The sequence below is a fragment of the Rhizobium sp. SJZ105 genome, assembly GCF_007828365.1.
GTDB classification, from domain to species: Bacteria; Pseudomonadota; Alphaproteobacteria; order Rhizobiales; family Rhizobiaceae; genus Agrobacterium; species Agrobacterium tumefaciens.
The window spans coordinates 1,659,197-1,675,142 of the sequence record NZ_VIUP01000001.1 but is presented as its reverse complement, the minus strand read 5'-3'; the positions used below and the strand labels follow the sequence as shown (position 1 = coordinate 1,675,142).

Annotated in this window: 18 protein-coding genes and 1 tRNA gene; 7 read left to right on the top strand and 12 right to left on the bottom strand. The window is 56.9% G+C overall.

What is annotated here, in order from left to right:
* Nucleotides 1–2: 2 nt before the first annotated feature.
* From FB593_RS08505 to FB593_RS08470, 8 genes are all read right to left on the bottom strand, one after another.
* Nucleotides 3–1,007 (bottom strand): type II secretion system F family protein, encoded by a 1,005-nt coding sequence (locus tag FB593_RS08505; RefSeq protein WP_013635295.1) that lies wholly within the window; start codon nucleotides 1,005–1,007, stop codon nucleotides 3–5.
* A 118-nt stretch (nucleotides 1,008–1,125) separates the two neighbouring features.
* Nucleotides 1,126–2,598 (bottom strand): CpaF family protein, encoded by a 1,473-nt coding sequence (locus FB593_RS08500; protein WP_003514561.1) that lies wholly within the window; start codon nucleotides 2,596–2,598, stop codon nucleotides 1,126–1,128.
* 33 nt (nucleotides 2,599–2,631) lie between these two features.
* Nucleotides 2,632–3,918, bottom strand: coding sequence for an AAA family ATPase (locus tag FB593_RS08495; protein WP_065688423.1), 1,287 nt, complete (start codon nucleotides 3,916–3,918; stop codon nucleotides 2,632–2,634).
* A gap of 34 nt (nucleotides 3,919–3,952) precedes the next feature.
* Entirely contained in the window at nucleotides 3,953–4,645 is a 693-nt protein-coding gene (locus FB593_RS08490) for a CpaD family pilus assembly protein (RefSeq protein WP_003514564.1), read from the bottom strand.
* Between the two features lie 56 nt (nucleotides 4,646–4,701).
* Nucleotides 4,702–6,285 carry a type II and III secretion system protein family protein gene (locus FB593_RS08485; RefSeq protein ID WP_112291010.1) on the bottom strand — a complete coding sequence of 528 codons (1,584 nt, stop codon included), beginning with the start codon at nucleotides 6,283–6,285 and terminating at the stop codon, nucleotides 4,702–4,704.
* Nucleotides 6,282–7,088 carry a Flp pilus assembly protein CpaB gene (gene cpaB / locus FB593_RS08480; protein ID WP_003514566.1) on the bottom strand — a complete coding sequence of 269 codons (807 nt, stop codon included), beginning with the start codon at nucleotides 7,086–7,088 and terminating at the stop codon, nucleotides 6,282–6,284. Before cpaB ends, FB593_RS08485 begins: the two co-directional genes overlap by 4 nt.
* 125 nt (nucleotides 7,089–7,213) lie before the next feature.
* Entirely contained in the window at nucleotides 7,214–7,726 is a 513-nt protein-coding gene (locus FB593_RS08475; RefSeq protein WP_026330662.1) for a prepilin peptidase, read from the bottom strand.
* A 102-nt stretch (nucleotides 7,727–7,828) separates the two neighbouring features.
* Nucleotides 7,829–8,017, bottom strand: a complete 189-nt coding sequence (locus tag FB593_RS08470; RefSeq protein WP_019564496.1) for a Flp family type IVb pilin — start codon at nucleotides 8,015–8,017, stop codon at nucleotides 7,829–7,831.
* Nucleotides 8,018–8,462: 445 nt separating this feature from the next.
* Here FB593_RS08470 and FB593_RS08460 point away from each other — a divergent pair, with 445 nt between their 5' ends.
* Nucleotides 8,463–8,846 (top strand): pilus assembly protein N-terminal domain-containing protein, encoded by a 384-nt coding sequence (locus tag FB593_RS08460; RefSeq protein WP_112291122.1) that lies wholly within the window; start codon nucleotides 8,463–8,465, stop codon nucleotides 8,844–8,846.
* A 240-nt stretch (nucleotides 8,847–9,086) separates the two neighbouring features.
* Here the strand turns inward: FB593_RS08460 and FB593_RS08455 are convergent.
* A tRNA-Leu gene (locus FB593_RS08455) sits at nucleotides 9,087–9,173 on the bottom strand.
* Between the two features lie 120 nt (nucleotides 9,174–9,293).
* Complete coding sequence (locus tag FB593_RS08450; RefSeq protein WP_003514570.1) at nucleotides 9,294–9,599, bottom strand: SelT/SelW/SelH family protein; 306 nt, start codon at nucleotides 9,597–9,599, stop codon at nucleotides 9,294–9,296.
* Between the two features lie 145 nt (nucleotides 9,600–9,744).
* Here FB593_RS08450 and FB593_RS08445 point away from each other — a divergent pair, with 145 nt between their 5' ends.
* The 4 genes from FB593_RS08445 (at nucleotide 9,745) to FB593_RS08430 (ending at nucleotide 12,581) form a co-directional block, all read left to right on the top strand.
* Complete coding sequence (locus FB593_RS08445; protein ID WP_112291007.1) at nucleotides 9,745–10,194, top strand: DoxX family protein; 450 nt, start codon at nucleotides 9,745–9,747, stop codon at nucleotides 10,192–10,194.
* A gap of 138 nt (nucleotides 10,195–10,332) precedes the next feature.
* Nucleotides 10,333–11,031: a type 1 glutamine amidotransferase gene (locus tag FB593_RS08440; protein ID WP_162697974.1), complete on the top strand. Its 699-nt coding sequence runs from the start codon at nucleotides 10,333–10,335 to the stop codon at nucleotides 11,029–11,031.
* Between the two features lie 86 nt (nucleotides 11,032–11,117).
* Nucleotides 11,118–11,306, top strand: coding sequence for a YegP family protein (locus tag FB593_RS08435; protein WP_003514584.1), 189 nt, complete (start codon nucleotides 11,118–11,120; stop codon nucleotides 11,304–11,306).
* Nucleotides 11,307–11,483: 177 nt separating this feature from the next.
* A complete protein-coding gene (locus FB593_RS08430; protein ID WP_013635302.1) occupies nucleotides 11,484–12,581 on the top strand; it encodes a GH25 family lysozyme in 1,098 nt (365 codons plus the stop codon).
* A gap of 11 nt (nucleotides 12,582–12,592) precedes the next feature.
* Here the strand turns inward: FB593_RS08430 and FB593_RS08425 are convergent, their stop codons facing one another.
* Complete coding sequence (locus FB593_RS08425; RefSeq protein ID WP_003514586.1) at nucleotides 12,593–13,468, bottom strand: DMT family transporter; 876 nt, start codon at nucleotides 13,466–13,468, stop codon at nucleotides 12,593–12,595.
* A 116-nt stretch (nucleotides 13,469–13,584) separates the two neighbouring features.
* Between FB593_RS08425 and FB593_RS08420 the strand changes: the two genes are divergently transcribed.
* Both FB593_RS08420 and FB593_RS08415 read left to right on the top strand, forming a co-directional pair.
* Nucleotides 13,585–14,982: a PLP-dependent aminotransferase family protein gene (locus FB593_RS08420; protein ID WP_162697973.1), complete on the top strand. Its 1,398-nt coding sequence runs from the start codon at nucleotides 13,585–13,587 to the stop codon at nucleotides 14,980–14,982.
* 87 nt (nucleotides 14,983–15,069) lie between these two features.
* Entirely contained in the window at nucleotides 15,070–15,387 is a 318-nt protein-coding gene (locus FB593_RS08415; protein WP_145166461.1) for a hypothetical protein, read from the top strand.
* 70 nt (nucleotides 15,388–15,457) lie between these two features.
* On the opposite strand, the gene FB593_RS08410 is transcribed toward FB593_RS08415, so the two are convergent.
* Nucleotides 15,458–15,916, bottom strand: a complete 459-nt coding sequence (locus FB593_RS08410) for an Rrf2 family transcriptional regulator (protein WP_112291000.1) — start codon at nucleotides 15,914–15,916, stop codon at nucleotides 15,458–15,460.
* Nucleotides 15,917–15,946: the final 30 nt, after the last annotated feature.

The following is a 15,946-nucleotide window of genomic DNA, read 5'->3' as shown; positions in this document are numbered from 1 at the left end:
CCTCATATGTCGAAATTGATCATTTGGCGCATGATGAAAATCCCGATCAGCATCCATAATCCCGACACCCCCAGAATGATGTGCCCACGCATGTCGGTGAAGAGCACCGACAGATAGTCGGGCGAGGTGAAGTGCACCAGCAGCATGACGATGAAAGGGAGCGCGCCAATAATAACTGCAGAGGCCTTCGCCTCCATCGATAACGCGTTGACTTTGGCACGCATTTTCCTGCGTTCACGCAGAACTTTCGAAAGGTTGGAAAGAGCCTCCGAGAGATTGCCGCCCGCCTGCGCCTGAATGTTGATGACGGTGCTGAAGAAGCTCACTTCGAAAAGCGGCACGGTCAGCATCATGCGCTCGATCCCCTGCGGAATGCCGATGCCGACCTGCTGCGCATCGACGACGCGCTGGAACTCCGTCTTCACCGGTTCCTGTCCGTCCGACGCGATCAGTCGCACGGCGTCGTTGAGCGGCAATCCGGATTTGATCGACCGGCACATGACATCCAGCGCATTTGGGAATTCCTCGAGGAATTTTTTCTGCCGGCGCTTGAGTATAAATCCCAATACCCATCGCGGCAGTCCCAGGGCCACAACGGCTCCTATGAGCAGAGCGATAAGCAACGACAGGCCATAAAGAAGCGCAATGACGACGGAGAAAGCAGCCGCGCCTGCGCTCAGAAGGTGGAACTGCCGGACAGAAAGTTGCAGTCCCGCCTGAACCAGCTTTTCGCGCAAACCGACATTCTTTGCTTTCTTTGCCTTTTCGCTTTGTTTCTTTTCCATTTCCCGCAGGCTGTCCTGCATGGACTTGCGGCGTTTGCCAAGTTCCTGGACCCGGTCCCGCGCGGCCTTGATGTTTGCGTGATCCGTTTCGGCGGCCTTGACCCGCTTGACGCGACTGGTGGTCTTTTTCTCGACCTCGATCTGCTGGAAGAGGAAGGCATAAGCAAGCGCCCCTGCCGAAATAGCGACAAGTGCGGCCAGTAACAGGATTGTGGGGTCCATGGCAGTCGCCTTCCTTAGAGCATTTCCAGTAAAATTGCGTAGTGGTTTTCCGTCCGGAAAATGCGTAGAAACAAAGAGTTAGAGCACGTCAGACGATTCCGTTTAAACAAGACTTGCTCTAGGATGTCTTTTCCATCTCGTCGAGCGCGGTGGCCAGGCGTTTTTCCTCGCCATAGTAGCGCGCGCGATCCCAGAAATGAGGTTTGCTGATGCCCGTGGAGACATGCTTGCCGATCAGCTTGCCATGCGCGTCTTCGCCGTCAATTTCGTATCGCATCAGATCCTGGGTCACGATGACGTCGCCTTCCATGCCGATCACTTCGGTGATCTGCGTTATCCGGCGCGAGCCGTCGCGAAGGCGCTGGGCCTGAATGACGATATCGATAGAGCCCGAGATGATTTCGCGTACCGTCTTTGCCGGCAGGGTAAACCCGCCCATGGCGATCATCGATTCGATACGGCTGAGGCATTCCCGCGGCGTATTGGCGTGGAGCGTTCCCATCGATCCGTCATGGCCGGTGTTCATCGCCTGAAGAAGGTCGAAAACCTCCGGTCCACGCACTTCGCCGACGATGATACGTTCAGGCCGCATACGAAGGCAGTTCTTGATCAGATCACGCATGGTGATCTCGCCTTCACCTTCGATATTCGGCGGGCGCGTTTCCAGCCTCACCACATGCGGTTGCTGCAGTTGCAGTTCGGCGGTGTCCTCACAGGTGATGACGCGTTCATCCTTGTCGATGAAGCTCGTCAGGCAATTGAGAAGCGTGGTCTTGCCCGAGCCGGTACCACCAGAGATGACGACATTGCAGCGGACGCGGCCGATGATCTTGAGCAGGGTCGCGCCTTCAGGCGTGATCGCGCCGAAACGCACCAGCTGGTCTAGCGTGAGCTTGTCCTTCTTGAATTTTCGGATCGTAAGCGCCGGACCATCGATGGCGAGCGGTGGTGCGATGACGTTGACACGCGATCCATCGGGTAAGCGGGCGTCGCATATCGGGCTCGATTCGTCCACGCGTCGGCCGACCTGGCTGACGATGCGCTGGCAGATGGAAAGCAATTGACCATTGTCACGGAACCGTATGTCGGATTCGATGGTCTTGCCGCCGACTTCGATGAAGGTCTGGCCGGAACCGTTGACCATGATATCGGCAATATCATCGCGTGCGAGAAGCGGCTCCAGCGGCCCATAACCAAGAACGTCGTTGCAAATGTCTTCGAGCAGCTCTTCCTGCTCGGCGATGGACATGGCGAAATTCTTGATCGTTATGATATCGTTGACGATATCACGGATTTCCTCGCGTGCGCTCTCCGCGTCGAGCTTGGCGAGCTGCGAAAGGTCGATCGTATCGATGAGCGCGGAAAAGACCTGGCCTTTGGTATTGTAATAATCTTCCGTGCGGGCACGCTTTTTCTGCGGCGATTGCATGGGAGATTGTGCCTGCCGCGTTGCAGGCGATTGGCCGGGCTCCAAAGTGTCGATCGCCAGAGATCGCGGCTCAGGTGTTGCCTTCACCTGCTGTATGGCAGGCGCGACAAAATCCGGCTTTATGGTTCTGGCTGGGCCTTCTGGCCCGCGTTTTCCGAACATCGGCGTTTCCGTCTAAAGGCCCAGAAAGGGAGCCTATTTGCGCTTGAGAATATTCTTGAGCTTGTCCAGACCGCCGCGCTTGTTTTTGCGCAGAATGGTACGGCCTGTAATGGTATGGGCAATTTGCGAGAACGTTTCCGCGATCTGGGATTTTTCGTCCATCTCGCTGATCATGCGACCGCTGTTGGCGGCATTTCCGAACAGCTGGGCGTCGAACGGAATGATGGCGACCGGCTCGATTTCCAGTGGGTCGAGAAAATCCGCAGGGGCGATCTCCGGGCGTTTCGGCATGCCGACCTGATTGAGAACGAGATGCGGTAACTTGTCGTTGGGTCTCAGTTTTATCAGCGCGTCGAACAGGTTCTTCGTATTGCGCAGGTTTGCGAGATCCGGAACCGCCGTAATGACCACCTCGTCGGCTTCCGCAAGCACCGCCCGCGTCCAGTCACACCATTGATGGGGAAGGTCTAGAACGGCGACGGGCGCACTGCGCTGCAGGACCTCAAGAATCGGCAGAAACGCCTGACGATCGAAATCATAGGTCCTGTCGAGGAGAGAGGGTGCGGCCAAAAGTGAGAGGTGGTCGGAACATTTCGTCAGCAGACGGTCGAGGAACACCTCGTCCAGCCGCTCCGGCGAAAACACCGCTTCCGCCATGCCCTGAGCGGGATCCTGATCGAAATCGATGTTGGCCGTGCCATAGGCAAGATCCATATCCGCCAGAATGGTTTCGGTGGAGAAGAGGGTGGAGATGCCGAAGGCGCAATTATGCGCGATCGTCGACGAGCCCACCCCGCCTTTGGCGCCGATAAATGCTATGTTGCGACCGAGCGGCTCCGCTTCCGGATCAACGAAGATCGTCGCGATCGAGGCCAATAGATCGGCCATGTTGATCGGTGCGACGAGATATTCGGAAATGCCGTTACGGATGAGATCGCGATAAAGCGTTATGTCGTTGTGCCGGCCAACGATGATGACACGGGTGGTGGGGTCGCAGACCTCCGCCAGAGGAGCGAGATCATCCAGCAGAGAAGACGGTGAGCTTGCTGTTTCGAGAACGATGAGGTTGGGCGTTGGTGAGGCGGAAAACATCGTCGCCGCCGCGTTGATGTCGCCCTTGGTTACCCGCAGGGTGACCTTGCTCATCCGCCTGTCACTGGACAAGGCATCCATCACGCGCTGCATGTTTTCGCTGACGCAGAAGGCATGGACGGATATGCGGGGCAGGGGCCGCAGGCGATCCATATCCGAGGCACGCGGCGCCGGCTGTTCGGCTTCCGCGTCGCCGCTTGACTTGATATCGTATTCTACAGCGCTCATTGTCTTTCCTGCCCTGACAATTGTTGGAACCGCGTCAATTTGGCGTCGCCGTGTTTTTGCCGCTGCGATAGGCGTCAATCACCACCGCTCGGCGCTCCGCGTCGATCGGACTCATGCCACGCGGGCCAACCAGATCCATGGGGTTGGCAACCTGTGCCGCGAGATTGCTCTGGGAGGCACATCCGAAATTGTACCAGTTCTTGTTGGCAAAGGTATTGTCGGAAAGGTCTTCGGGCCATTGGCCGCATTGCCCGGTCATGGCGGTAACGGCCACATAGCTCAGTCGAATGGGGGCGGCGTCGCCATTCGGGGATGCAGCGTAACGTGTTTCCATGATCTTGCCAGAAGGCACACCAGCGCCGGAAAGCGCGGAGCGGATTTGTCTCGCCATTTTTGAAGCCGCTGCCGAGTTGGCTGATCCCGACGGCATCTGGATATTGACGATACCGGTCGACATCGAGGCGTAATTCTGGGCGAAACCACGGACATTATCTGCCATTGCCGTGGTCAGCCGGCTATCGCCTGCGGAAACCGGAATATCCAGCGAATGCTCGGCTTCCGAGAGGGTGATCGGATGGCGCGTGCGGTAGTCGTCGGGAATGGCGTTGGTCGTCATCGGGTCGCGTGCGCAACCCTGCAACAGGCCGGCGGCAAGCGCCACCATGGCGACGAGACCTGCCCGTCTGCCCGGCAGGCTTGAGGAAAAGGAGGAAGGGTTTTCCTGCATGGCGTTTCCTGCCCGGACCGGGCTTGCTGTGAAAAAGGGATTTCGTGCGCGTGTCGTCATTTGTAGATGAACCCCACTGATCCCTGATAGGGAGCCGCCTGAACCTGGTCCTTGCGGCCATAGACCTTGTTGACACGGTTCATGAAATACATGGCCGCATCGTTTTCCGGGTTGAAGTTGTCATCCGGCCGGGCGATCTGGTTGCGCGCAACAGGACGTACCAGATAGGGCGTTGCTATGATGACAAGCTCCGTCTCGTTGCGGATGAAATCCTTGCTGCGGAAAAGCGTGCCGAAGATCGGGACTTTGGAAATGCCGGGAAGTCCTGACATGGCCTGGCGAATATTGTCTTGGACCAGACCTGCGATCACAATCGAGCCGCCGGACGGAAGTTCGACTGTTGTCGATGTCTCGCGTTTGCGGATCGACATGTAGGTAGAACCTGGGATGGTGCGGCCCGCATTTCCGGTTACAACGTTGCCTTCATATGTCGGCTCGGAAACATTGGTCTCGATTTTAAGGCTGATCCGTCCCGGTGAAAGCACGACGGGCCTGAAGTTCAACGTGATGCCGTAGTCGACCGTGTTGGTGGTACGCGTTATGGTTGGCTGGCCCGTTTCCTTGTCGATGGTAACTTCCTGCTCTGCAGGCAGACGGAAATCGCCCCCCACGTAGAACTTGGCCTGTTCGCCGGAGATGGCGGTAAGACTTGGTTCGGCCAGAGTGCGCACGACACCCGCCTGTTCCATGGCGTTGAGATAGGAAGCAAAGTTGAGCGAGCCGGAGCCAATCGCGCCACTGGCTATTCGCGACGCACCGCTAATTGCATTTCCGAGATTGGACGGATTTGAAAATTCGAAACCGTTATTGCTTGTCGAGCTGCTGATGGAACCATTGAAGCCAAGCTGTTTCAGCACCTGCCGGCTAACTTCAGCTACGGTGACTTTCAGCGTCACCTGATCTTCGCCCTCAATCGTCAGCATATTGACGATCTGCGATGTCTGGCGGTTTTCGGCAAAAATCGCAGCGTCACCGCCGTTATTGCCGCCCGTCAGCGATATGTTGCGGGTAGTGGCTTCGCCGCCTTTCAGGAATGCTTCGGCAAGCTGGACAGCGCGTGCCGAATCCTGAGGTGTGCGCACTGATCCCGTGAGAACGATGTTGTCCGAAACGATCTCTACTTTGATGTCCGATTCGGGAATGAAACGACGGATATTGGCTTCAAGCCCGGAGATATCGCGCTCAACCTCAAGATCAAGACTGACGATTTCGCGCCCGCCATCTCCGAAAATGAAGATATTGGTCTGGCCCACCGTTTTTCCGAACAGATAGATGCGCTTGGACGTACGGGTTACGGCATCGGCAAGGCTCGGATCGGCGACGAGAATATCATGGGCATCCTCCGGCAGATCGATGACCAGTGCCTTGTTGAGACCGAGCTTCAGGCGCTTGCGAATGCCACTACCGCTTTCGGTGATCCGCACGATGCTCGCGCTTTGAGCCTCGGCTTCGCTGATACGCAAAAACGCGGGTGAGTGCTGACCCGGAATACCTGAAAAAGCCAGGCAAAATGCAAGGCTGCCCGCCATTGAGGAATGCAGGTGTTGTTTAATGCGCTTTGCCATGGAACCCCCGGTCATTGCGATGCTCCCTGTCCGGCTTTGACGATCGAACCGGATTTGATCACCTGAATCTCCGGCTGCCCGGAGCCGCCGTTGAGAAGGTAACCTGCTGAAAGCGTGTCGTTTTCCTGCGCATCGGCGACCGAGCGCAAAGCAAGCGTAAGGCGATCCGCCATCTGTTGCGCCACGGTGATGATTTTGGCCTGTTCGGGTGTGAGTTCGAGCGTTGCGGTTGCACCCACGACGGCTGAGGTGCCGTCCTCGCCTTCCTTGATCTGCTGGTCGATCGCCAGAACACGGACATTGTTCAAAACATTTTCAGTTAAAAAATGACCTGAATCGCCCTTGCGGACCATGATGACATCGACCCGGTCATTCGGCAGCACGAAACCGCCAGCACCTGTCGAGACGGAAATTTCCGTGGCGACGGCGCGTTTGCCGGCCGGCAAAAGCGAGGACATGATGCGGGTGCTGGAATCGACCACTTTTTCAGGCCGTACAGGCTCGCCCTGAAACAAAGGCAGCCGCACGACAGCGCCGGATAGTTCGGTTATGGCGTTCGGGTTTTTCGCTTCCGTTATGAAGCTGTCGATGACGTTACCAGTGGGCCAGGGCGTCCAGTGTACCGAACTATCGTTCAGGCGGCTGCCGACGGGTAGGTTGACCGAGGAAACGAGAACGTTAACCGTCGGTTCCTTCTCTATGATCGTTTCCGCTTTTTCGATGACCTGCTTCGCGCCGGAAATCTGCATGGCAACGATGCCGGCAAGACCGGCGGCGACGAGGGCAACGGACAGAATGACGATACGCGACGGTTTCATGCTCGATCCTTGAGGGAATCAGATTCTTCTCCCGTCAGGATGGCCCGTCATTGGTATAATTATGGTTAATATTATGCTTGGATTTCTGGTTAACAGGCCTTTAACCTGCAGTGAACGCAGATTTCTCAGGAAAGACTTGCGATGGCGGCTTTCACAATTGGTGTTTCGCCATAGGTCAAAAGCCCGGCAATGGCGATGCCTATGCCATAGGGGATTTTCTTCGCAACCAGCAGGGAATCCGGAATGGGAATGCCGGCCGCCATGATTTCCTGCGATCGCGATCGCAAAAGCAGGATTCCAAGCGTCAAAACGCCGCCGATGAAGGTGACCGAAAGTAGAAATTCTATAAGGGAGATGTTAAAGCCGTACCAGACCGCTGCAGCAGTCAATAACTTTGCGTCTCCTCCACCCATGACATTGGTAGCGAATAGCGCAAAGCAAGCAAACAATACAACAATACCCGCAACAAGGCTCATTACATAAGTCTGCCAGTCCATGCCGGAAAAGGGGGCAACCACAGCAAAGGATAGGAGCAGTAGAAGCGGTATCCTGTTGGGGATAGTCATACTGAAAAGATCGTTGAGAGCGGCAAAGGCGAGACAAAGGGGTACGATCAGGAAAATTGCAGCTATTACCATGGTCGCCTCCCAAGGCATTTCTGTTCAAGACCGTAAGTTTTGTAATAAAAGTACGCCGCCTTATTGGCGGCGTACTTACATCTAATTTACACGCGTCTAGGCTTAGTTCGTGGCGGAAGGTGTATTGTTGCCAATTCTGGTGCCAAGGTTGGAGAACACGGTATTGAGCTTCGTGCCCACCGTCGTGGCGCCGCCGATGATGGCAACAGAAATAAGCGCAGCAATCAGGCCGTATTCAATTGCCGTTGCGCCGGACTCATCTTTCAGGAAGCGAGCGAAAATCTTGGTCATGGGTCTCTCCTAACTCTTGTGTTGTGTTCAGCACGCCGACAACTGTTTTCCGTTGTTCGGTTGCGTTCAAATTACAGGTGAGCGATTTCCAAGCGCTTAAAGAAGAGGATTAATCCAAAGTAAACGACAGGATGAGTTTCTCTTGGTAAACAAAACAAAAAAGTATTGCCTCTATTTTTATAGTTGCTGATAAACAAATATATTCCAGAGACTGTCAGTTTCTTATTTCCGGCAAAGTGTCCGTCCGGTGAGACATAGATGTTCAGTTTTGGTGCGGGACAGCGAGAGCCTCGAAAATATTGCCATGTCAGGCATGGTTACCGTTCACATTAGGGGCCCCTATCATTTAACGCTTCATTCACTAAAAACCCGCATTCTGCTGCACAGTAAGTGCGGGTAGTGAGCAGGGGCGAAACGCGTGTCATCCGGAAAACTGGCGAAAATCGTGGTCGGCTTGTCCGTCATCGTATCGGGTTCGTTACAGCCTGTTTTTGCTCAGGAAGACATATTGCGCGTTTCGATGAACCACGCCCGTGTCCTTCGCCTCGACCGCCCCGTGAGCAAGGTTATTGTCGGCAACTCGAAAGTCGCCGATGCGACGGTTGCCGATGCCACCACGATCGTGCTGACCGGGCGCAGTTTCGGCACGACGAATCTTGTTCTTCTCGATGCCGAGGGCAATCCAATCGTCGATGAGCGCATTCTCGTCTCCATCGATGAGGGCAATACGGTTCGCGTTTTTCGACAAACGGAACGGACCGTGCTTTCCTGTACGCCGAATTGCGAACAGCATTCGCAAAACAGTGGCGACAAAGACGCCCAGCCTTAAGCGAACTGCAACCCAATACCAGGTCTGAATATATCGGAATTCCGCGCGCGGGAATGGCTGGCATTTTGTCAAAGTGACAAAGGCTTAGCGCTCGTCCTGGGCAGTATTTTTATGGGAAAAAGCGGGGTTGATCGCCAGCAAAACGAAAAACCGCAACATGTTCCCCTGCGTTTTGCAGGAGGACTGAATGTTGCTGTTTTTTCGTCTAAGTGTTTGATCTGGCTAAGATCAAAAATGGAATGGTGCCCAGAAGAGGACTCGAACCTCCACACCCTTGCGAGTACCAGCACCTGAAGCTGGCGCGTCTACCAATTCCGCCATCTGGGCGACGGAGAGCGATGTACGAGGGCAGCCGCCCGGTGTCAACAGACTTTTTGAACTTTTATGACGATCATTGATTTTAAAGGGAAAAAACTTGGTTAGACGCTGTTGAAACATGTTGCCGCGTCAATTGTCGAGCCCTTCATGCTTCGTCCTGTCGACATGACCGAGGTCACGTTCCGGGTCGATGACATCGCGGATTCTCTGTTTGAGCTCTTTTGGACCGGGGAAACCGCCATCGCGCTTACGCTCCCATATGGTTTCACCATCTACGGTGATCTCGAACAGGCCACCCGTTGAGGGAATGAGGCTGACTTCGCCGATATCAGAAGCGAAGGTTTGCAAAATCTCCTGCGCCATCCATCCCGCACGAAGCAGCCAGTTGCATTGTGTGCAGTAGCGGATGGTTATGCGGGGCTTGGTCTCGGCCATGATCACGTCTCCTTCAGCGCCCGGTGACAATAATGCTCACGATAATGTCAACTATAATACTCATGTTTTTACCTGCGGCATGCTTGTTCTTATCATGCTGCTTTGCGAACAGATAAGCCATCGAAGGCTAAAACGCGGAGATCCCATGGCCCAGTTCGACAATAATCGTCAGCGTCTTTTCGTTCCGGCGGTCGCACCTCTTTATAATTCGACACATGATCTGGTGGAGACCGTTCTGCGCGTCGTGGCCGGGCTTCTTCTTGTCACCCACGGCTTCGGCAAGATCGCCAATCCGTTCGGGGCTGTCGGCATGGTGGAGAGCCTCGGCTTTTATCCGGGTGTATTCTGGTCACCTCTCCTGGCCGCCACCGAATTTTTCGGTGGAATTCTCGTGGCCATTGGGCTGTTCACGCGGCCGGCATCCTTTGCCGCAATGATCGTGCTTCTAGTAACGGTCTATTTTCACGGTATCGTAAAGGCGGAAGGTCTGGGTGGCGCGGAAAAATCAGTTCTCTGGGCAGTCATTTTCCTGTTCTTCGCTGTCCGCGGCGGCAACCGGCATTCCGTCGACGCGAAGCTGTCGCGGGAATTTTAAGATGCCCAAGGCCGGCTTGTCCGGTTATTGCCTTGCTGACGATATTGCGCCTCTTGAAAATCCGTTTTTCTCGTGGTGAAGCTGAATTCGATCGGCGATACCGGCCGATCGAATTCCCCGTTGTCGGCAAGAGGCCCCATGCGCGTTGCAATTATCGAAAACATGGCGGGCACGCCGCATGGACAGATCGGCATCGCTCTGGAAGAGGCAGGGGCTGACGTGCATGTCATCCGCGCCTATGCGGGTGAGCCTCTTCCTCTCGATGCAGCTGCACACGATGCGCTCGTCGTTTTGGGCGGGGAGCAGAACGCTCTTGACGACGTGCTTTATCCCTATCTTCCAGACCTCGCACTTTTGATGAAAGCGTTTGGCGATGCGGACAAGGCCGTGATGGGCGTCTGTCTCGGCAGCCAGTTGCTGGCGCGCGCCTATGGCGGAGAGAATATTCTGGCCGGCCCGCCCGAATTCGGCTGGGAAGACGTATCCCTCACGGAAGAGGGCATGTCCGATCCGCTATTGGCGGGACTCGACAAGACATTTCCCATTTTTCAGTGGCATTGCGACACATTCACGCTTCCTCCCGCGGCGACGAGACTTGCGACCAATGGTGCAACGCGAAATCAGGCTTTTCGCGTTGGCCGCGCTGCCTATGGCACGCAATTTCATTTTGAGGCATCCACGGCTGTGGTCGAAGGATGGTGTGAGGCGTTCCCGGCTTCCGTAGAAAAAATGGCGCCCGGCTGGATGAACAATTACCGCGATCACCGTGGCGGGCGTGCAGATGTGGCCGATGCGACCGGTCTGGAAATTGCCCGTGCCTGGGTACGGCTTGTGTGATCTGGCAATTATCGGTTGCGAATATGGCCAAGGCCGCTCAGAATTGAGTGTGTTTCACCGACGTTTGCCAAGGAGGCACCAAGATTATGTATAAATTCGAAATCTATCAGGACAGGGCCGGGGAATATCGCTTCCGCTTCAAAGCATCCAACGGGGAAACGATGTTTTCGTCCGAAGGATACAAGGCCAAGGCATCGGCCATCCACGCCATCGAATCGATCAAGAAAAATTCCCCCGGCGCCGATACGGTCGATCTGAGCACGATGACCGCCTGAAGCTCTCCGTTTCGCGAAACCTCGAGGCATTCTCCTGCCAGAAATGACGGGCGCGTTGGAAGGTGTCGGCGTAAAGATAAGATTCAGTCTTTTTTGATAATCTTCCGTTAGCAATTGTATTTCGAGGTTCCCGGGCGGCGTCAGAGTGCCCCTGGATTGTTTTGCGTACGGGTTCTCATGCGTTCATCGGCTGTGCCAGCACTTCTCTTCGGTTGCCTTCTGCTTGGTGGCTGTACGTCCAGTTCCGGGCCTGAAAGCCTGATGGCCGGCCTGCCGTCGAAGGAAACCACGAGCTCGGTTACGCCATCCGCGCCGGTGCCGCAGGCAAGCGTGGGCAGCCAACCCATCACGGCCCAGCCGCGACAGGAAGTTCTGGCATGGGGCGGGCCGGTGCCCGAAGAGCCAAAGGCCTTTTCAGCCGTCACCCCACGAGCGCCCGTGCCGCAGAACGCGCTTGAAACCCGTTTGCCCTCACCGTCACAGGCTGGAATGGTACGACCGGCAGAGCGTCCGATGGAGCGTCCGGTACAATTGGCCATGGCTGCAGCCCCGGCGGCCAGTGCCGGTGCGCAGATCCGTTCGCGCATTTTCCGCTCCAGCTTCAGCGATGCCAAACCGATCAATTTCGGCAGGGTTCAGCCGCGCCATTTTCAGGTCCACGGGGTGGATGTCTCGCGCTGGCAGGCCAATATAGACTGGCCGCAGCTGCGCACACGCGGTGCCAACTTCGCCTTCATCAAGGCGACGGATGGCGGCGATCATCTTGACCCGATGTTCCGCACCAACTGGCAGCGTGCAAAGGAAGCGGGCATCCGTCGTGGCGCCTACCACTTCTTCTACTGGTGCCGGTCGGCCGGCGAGCAGGCGGATTGGTTCATTCGCAACGTACCGCGCGATCCGGATGCGCTGCCGCCGGTGATCGACGTGGAATATAACGGCGAATCGAGCTGCAAGATGCGCCATTCCCGTGAGCGTATTCTCGAAAAGATGCGCGTGTTCATGGACAAGCTGGAGCGCCATTACGGCCAGCGTCCGATTATCTATACGGCGCCCGATTTTTATAAGGACAATCTGACCGGCGAGTTCCAGGACTATCCCTTCTGGCTGCGCGCCGTTGCCCAGCATCCGTCCGTGGTCTATCCCGGCCGCAAGTGGTTGTTCTGGCAATATTCCGGCTCCGGCCTGTCGCATGGTGTCGATGGACGTATCGATCTCAATGTCTTCAACGGCAGCGAGGATGCCTGGCATCGCTGGGTAGACCGCCGCTCGAGTTGACGGGGCGGGCGTCAGCGCGAAAATTTTCGCGCGCCGGCAACGCAGAGCACCACCACGAGCGTGATGGCGATCATCGCAGGGCTGACCTCCTCGTGAAGCAGGGTTGCTGCAAGCACCAGCCCAAAGAACGGCTGCAGCAATTGCAGCTGGCCCACCGCGGCAATTCCGCCAAGCGCCAGCCCGCGATACCAGAAGATGAAGCCGATCAGCATGCTGAACAGCGAGACATAGGCAAGGCCGCCCCAGGCCTGCGGGTCGATGCCTGCGAGGGTTTGCGGCCCTGTGAAGAAGGCAAGCGGCAGCATCAGAGGCAGGGAGAGGACCAATGCCCATGAGATGACCTGCCAGCCCCCCAGTTTGCGGGAAAGGGCAGCACCCTCGGCATATCCCAGCCCACAGACGATAATCGCGCCCAGCATCAAGAGATCGCCGGCAAGTGATGCTCCGAGCCCGGAGGCCAGCGAATTCGACAATGAAAAGCCGGCAACGAGAACGCTGCCCAGGCAGGAAAAGAACCAGAAGGCGGGCCGCGGGCGTTCTCCCCCACGCAGCACGGCAAAAACCGCGGTAGCGAGCGGCAAAAGCCCGACAAAGACGATGGAGTGGGCCGAGGTAATGTGCCGCAAGGCGAGGGCAGTCAACAGCGGGAAGCCAACCACCACGCCGAAGGACACGATGAAAAGGGATGCCATATCATCGCGCGCCGGGCGTTTTTGCCGGAACACAAAAAGCAAAGCGAGCGCCAGAAGGCCGGCTATGCTGGCGCGGGCGAGGGTCAGGAACACTGGATCGAAACCCGTTACCGCAACCCGCGTGGCGGGCAGCGAGCCGCTGAATATCACCACGCCGATAAGGCCGCTTAGCCAACCGCTTGTCGTCTTGTCCATGACCGTCTCCTGCAATTTCCCTTACTTGATCCGGAACGGCTGGTGAAAACAGCGACAGTCATATACAATTTCAAGAAACTGTTATGGTTGTTTGGGTGGTACGGTTGGAGAGAAATGTGGACGGACACCTCGCGACGGGAACGCGCATAGAACAGGTGATGGCCAGCATGCGGCAACGCATCGCTTCGCGAAGCCTCGTTCCCGGCGCCAGGTTGCCATCCGTTCGAGCGCTTGCGAAGGCCATGCAGGTCTCCACTTCAACCGTCGTCGAGGCCTATGACCGGCTGGTTGCCGATGGCACTATAAGCTCACGACCGGGTTCGGGATTTTATGTGGCGGGTCCGCTCGCGCCCCTGTCTCTGGCCGATATCGAGCCTCGGCTGGACAGGGCGGTGGATCCGCTCTGGGTGTCGCGCCAGGCGCTGGACGAGGGGGCGGCGCTTGCCAAGCCCGGCTGCGGCTGGCTTCCAGCGTCATGGATGCCGGAGCAAGCGCTAAGGCGGGCGGTGAGGGCGCTTGCCCGTGCGGATGCTTCCTTGCTGACGGATTATGCGAGCCCAATGGGGCTGTTGCCGCTACGCCAGCTTTTGTCCCGCAGACTTGCCGAACATGGCGTACAGGCGGGCGCCAGCCAGATCATGCTCACCGATTCCGGCACGCAGGCGATCGATCTCCTGTGTCGTTTCCTACTGCAGCCAGGGGATACGGTGATTGTCGATGATCCCTGCTATTTTAACTTCCGCGCTCTCTTGCGGGCGCATCGGGTGAAAATCGTTGGTGTGCCCTATACGCCGGCTGGACCGGATCTGCCGCTTTTCGAGCAGGCACTGAAAGAGCATCAGCCGCGCCTTTATATCACTAATTCCGCGATCCATAATCCGACAGGCGCAAGGCTTTCCGCCGTTTCCGCCCATCGCCTGCTGATGCTGGCCGAACAGGCGGGCCTCACCATCATCGAGGATGATATTTTTGCCGATTTTGAAACGCAGGCGGCACCACGGCTGGCTGCTTTCGATGGTCTGAACCGGGTCGTCCAGATCGGCAGTTTTTCTAAAACCCTGTCTGCTTCCGTGCGGTGCGGTTTCATCGCAGCGCCTCCGGCATGGGTGGAAGCCCTGACCGATCTCAAGATTGCCACTGCTTTTGGTGGAGCAAATTTTTCGGCTGCATTGATCCTGTCGCTTTTGACTGACGGTAGTTATCGCAAGCATGTCGAGGCTCTTCGACAGCGTCTCGCGGCGGCGGTGCCTGAGGCGGCGGCGCGTTTGAAAGCGCTTGGATGTGTGCCGTGGATCGAACCGCAGGCGGGCATGTTCTTATGGTGCCGCCTGCCGGAGGGGGTCGACGCCGCCGATGTTGCACGTCGGGCACTGGCGCAACAGGTGGTGCTGGCACCCGGCAATGTTTTCAGCTCCGCGCAGAACGCATCCGCTTTCATGCGTTTCAATGTGTCGCAAATGGCCGCTCCTCAGGTCATGGCGGTGCTGGCAGATGCCCTCAGGCAGAGCGCGTAATTGTCGCCCAATTGTGCTGGCCGAGGAGAATCGGAACAAAATCCCGTGAACGCCGTTTTCTTCTCAGAATGAAGAGGAGGAAATACCATGACATTCGATCCAAACAATCCGCGCCCGGACCGCGATCTTCGTCCGGAACTGAATATCAGCAATGAACCGCTTGCCCGCAAGTCTCCGTCCTGGATGCCATGGCTGGCGATTCTCGTTGTCGCATTGGTGGGCGTTTTCGCCTGGTCGCAGATGAGCGGCCTGAACACTGATCCGGCCACGACATCCTCGACCATGCCGCCTGCGGCAACGCAACAGGCACCGGCGCCCGTGACTCCGACTGTCCCGGCAACACCGCCTGCCAACAATGCAGCACCGGCAAGCCCGAATACCGGCGGCACGCAGACGCAGCCGTAATGGGTTAGATAATATGACAAAACCGCCTGCCTTCCGGCAGGCGGTTTTTTATTGCGCCAACTCTGCGGCGTTAGAGCTGATCCATCGCGGAGGGGTGGTTGGACAATCTGGACCAGCGGCTCATCGATTCCTCCGCCAGCGCGGAAAGCGTAATGTTTCCGAAGCGGGACAGGAGAATGGTCTCCGCCTCGCTCATGGCGTCGAAAAGGGCAGCATTGACGGCCTGCTCTATGACGCAGTTAGGATTATCTCCTGCCAGCCCAATCGAGAACAATTCCGGCGCGCCAAGCGCCCGGTAAATATCGAGCAGCGTGATTTCGCTGAGCGGTCGCGCCAGAACCCAGCCACCGCCATGGCCTTTTTCCGACGACACGTAACCGTGCTCCCGCAAGCCCGCCATGGTTCTGCGCACCACCACCGGGTTCGTCTGCAACATCGCCGCGATGCTTTCCGAGGTCGCCGCACCCTCGTGTTTCTCCATATGGATCAAAATATGCAGCAGCCGTGAAAGGCGCGTGTCGTGTCTCATCGGTGAAATCCGTCTGGTTTTCGCGACATT

Coding starts and splice junctions, on each gene's coding strand:
- FB593_RS08435 (WP_003514584.1), top strand. CDS start 11,118: ATGTATAAATTCGAAATCTATCAGGACAGGGCCGGGGAATATCGCTTC.
- FB593_RS08485 (WP_112291010.1), bottom strand. CDS start 6,285: ATGACCGGGGGTTCCATGGCAAAGCGCATTAAACAACACCTGCATTCC.
- FB593_RS08415 (WP_145166461.1), top strand. CDS start 15,070: ATGACATTCGATCCAAACAATCCGCGCCCGGACCGCGATCTTCGTCCG.
- FB593_RS08505 (WP_013635295.1), bottom strand. CDS start 1,007: ATGGACCCCACAATCCTGTTACTGGCCGCACTTGTCGCTATTTCGGCA.
- FB593_RS08500 (WP_003514561.1), bottom strand. CDS start 2,598: ATGTTCGGAAAACGCGGGCCAGAAGGCCCAGCCAGAACCATAAAGCCG.
- FB593_RS08440 (WP_162697974.1), top strand. CDS start 10,333: ATGCGCGTTGCAATTATCGAAAACATGGCGGGCACGCCGCATGGACAG.
- FB593_RS08495 (WP_065688423.1), bottom strand. CDS start 3,918: ATGAGCGCTGTAGAATACGATATCAAGTCAAGCGGCGACGCGGAAGCC.
- FB593_RS08445 (WP_112291007.1), top strand. CDS start 9,745: ATGGCCCAGTTCGACAATAATCGTCAGCGTCTTTTCGTTCCGGCGGTC.
- FB593_RS08470 (WP_019564496.1), bottom strand. CDS start 8,017: ATGACCAAGATTTTCGCTCGCTTCCTGAAAGATGAGTCCGGCGCAACG.
- FB593_RS08450 (WP_003514570.1), bottom strand. CDS start 9,599: ATGGCCGAGACCAAGCCCCGCATAACCATCCGCTACTGCACACAATGC.
- cpaB (WP_003514566.1), bottom strand. CDS start 7,088: ATGAAACCGTCGCGTATCGTCATTCTGTCCGTTGCCCTCGTCGCCGCC.
- FB593_RS08490 (WP_003514564.1), bottom strand. CDS start 4,645: ATGCAGGAAAACCCTTCCTCCTTTTCCTCAAGCCTGCCGGGCAGACGG.
- FB593_RS08425 (WP_003514586.1), bottom strand. CDS start 13,468: ATGGACAAGACGACAAGCGGTTGGCTAAGCGGCCTTATCGGCGTGGTG.
- FB593_RS08475 (WP_026330662.1), bottom strand. CDS start 7,726: ATGGTAATAGCTGCAATTTTCCTGATCGTACCCCTTTGTCTCGCCTTT.
- FB593_RS08430 (WP_013635302.1), top strand. CDS start 11,484: ATGCGTTCATCGGCTGTGCCAGCACTTCTCTTCGGTTGCCTTCTGCTT.
- FB593_RS08410 (WP_112291000.1), bottom strand. CDS start 15,916: ATGAGACACGACACGCGCCTTTCACGGCTGCTGCATATTTTGATCCAT.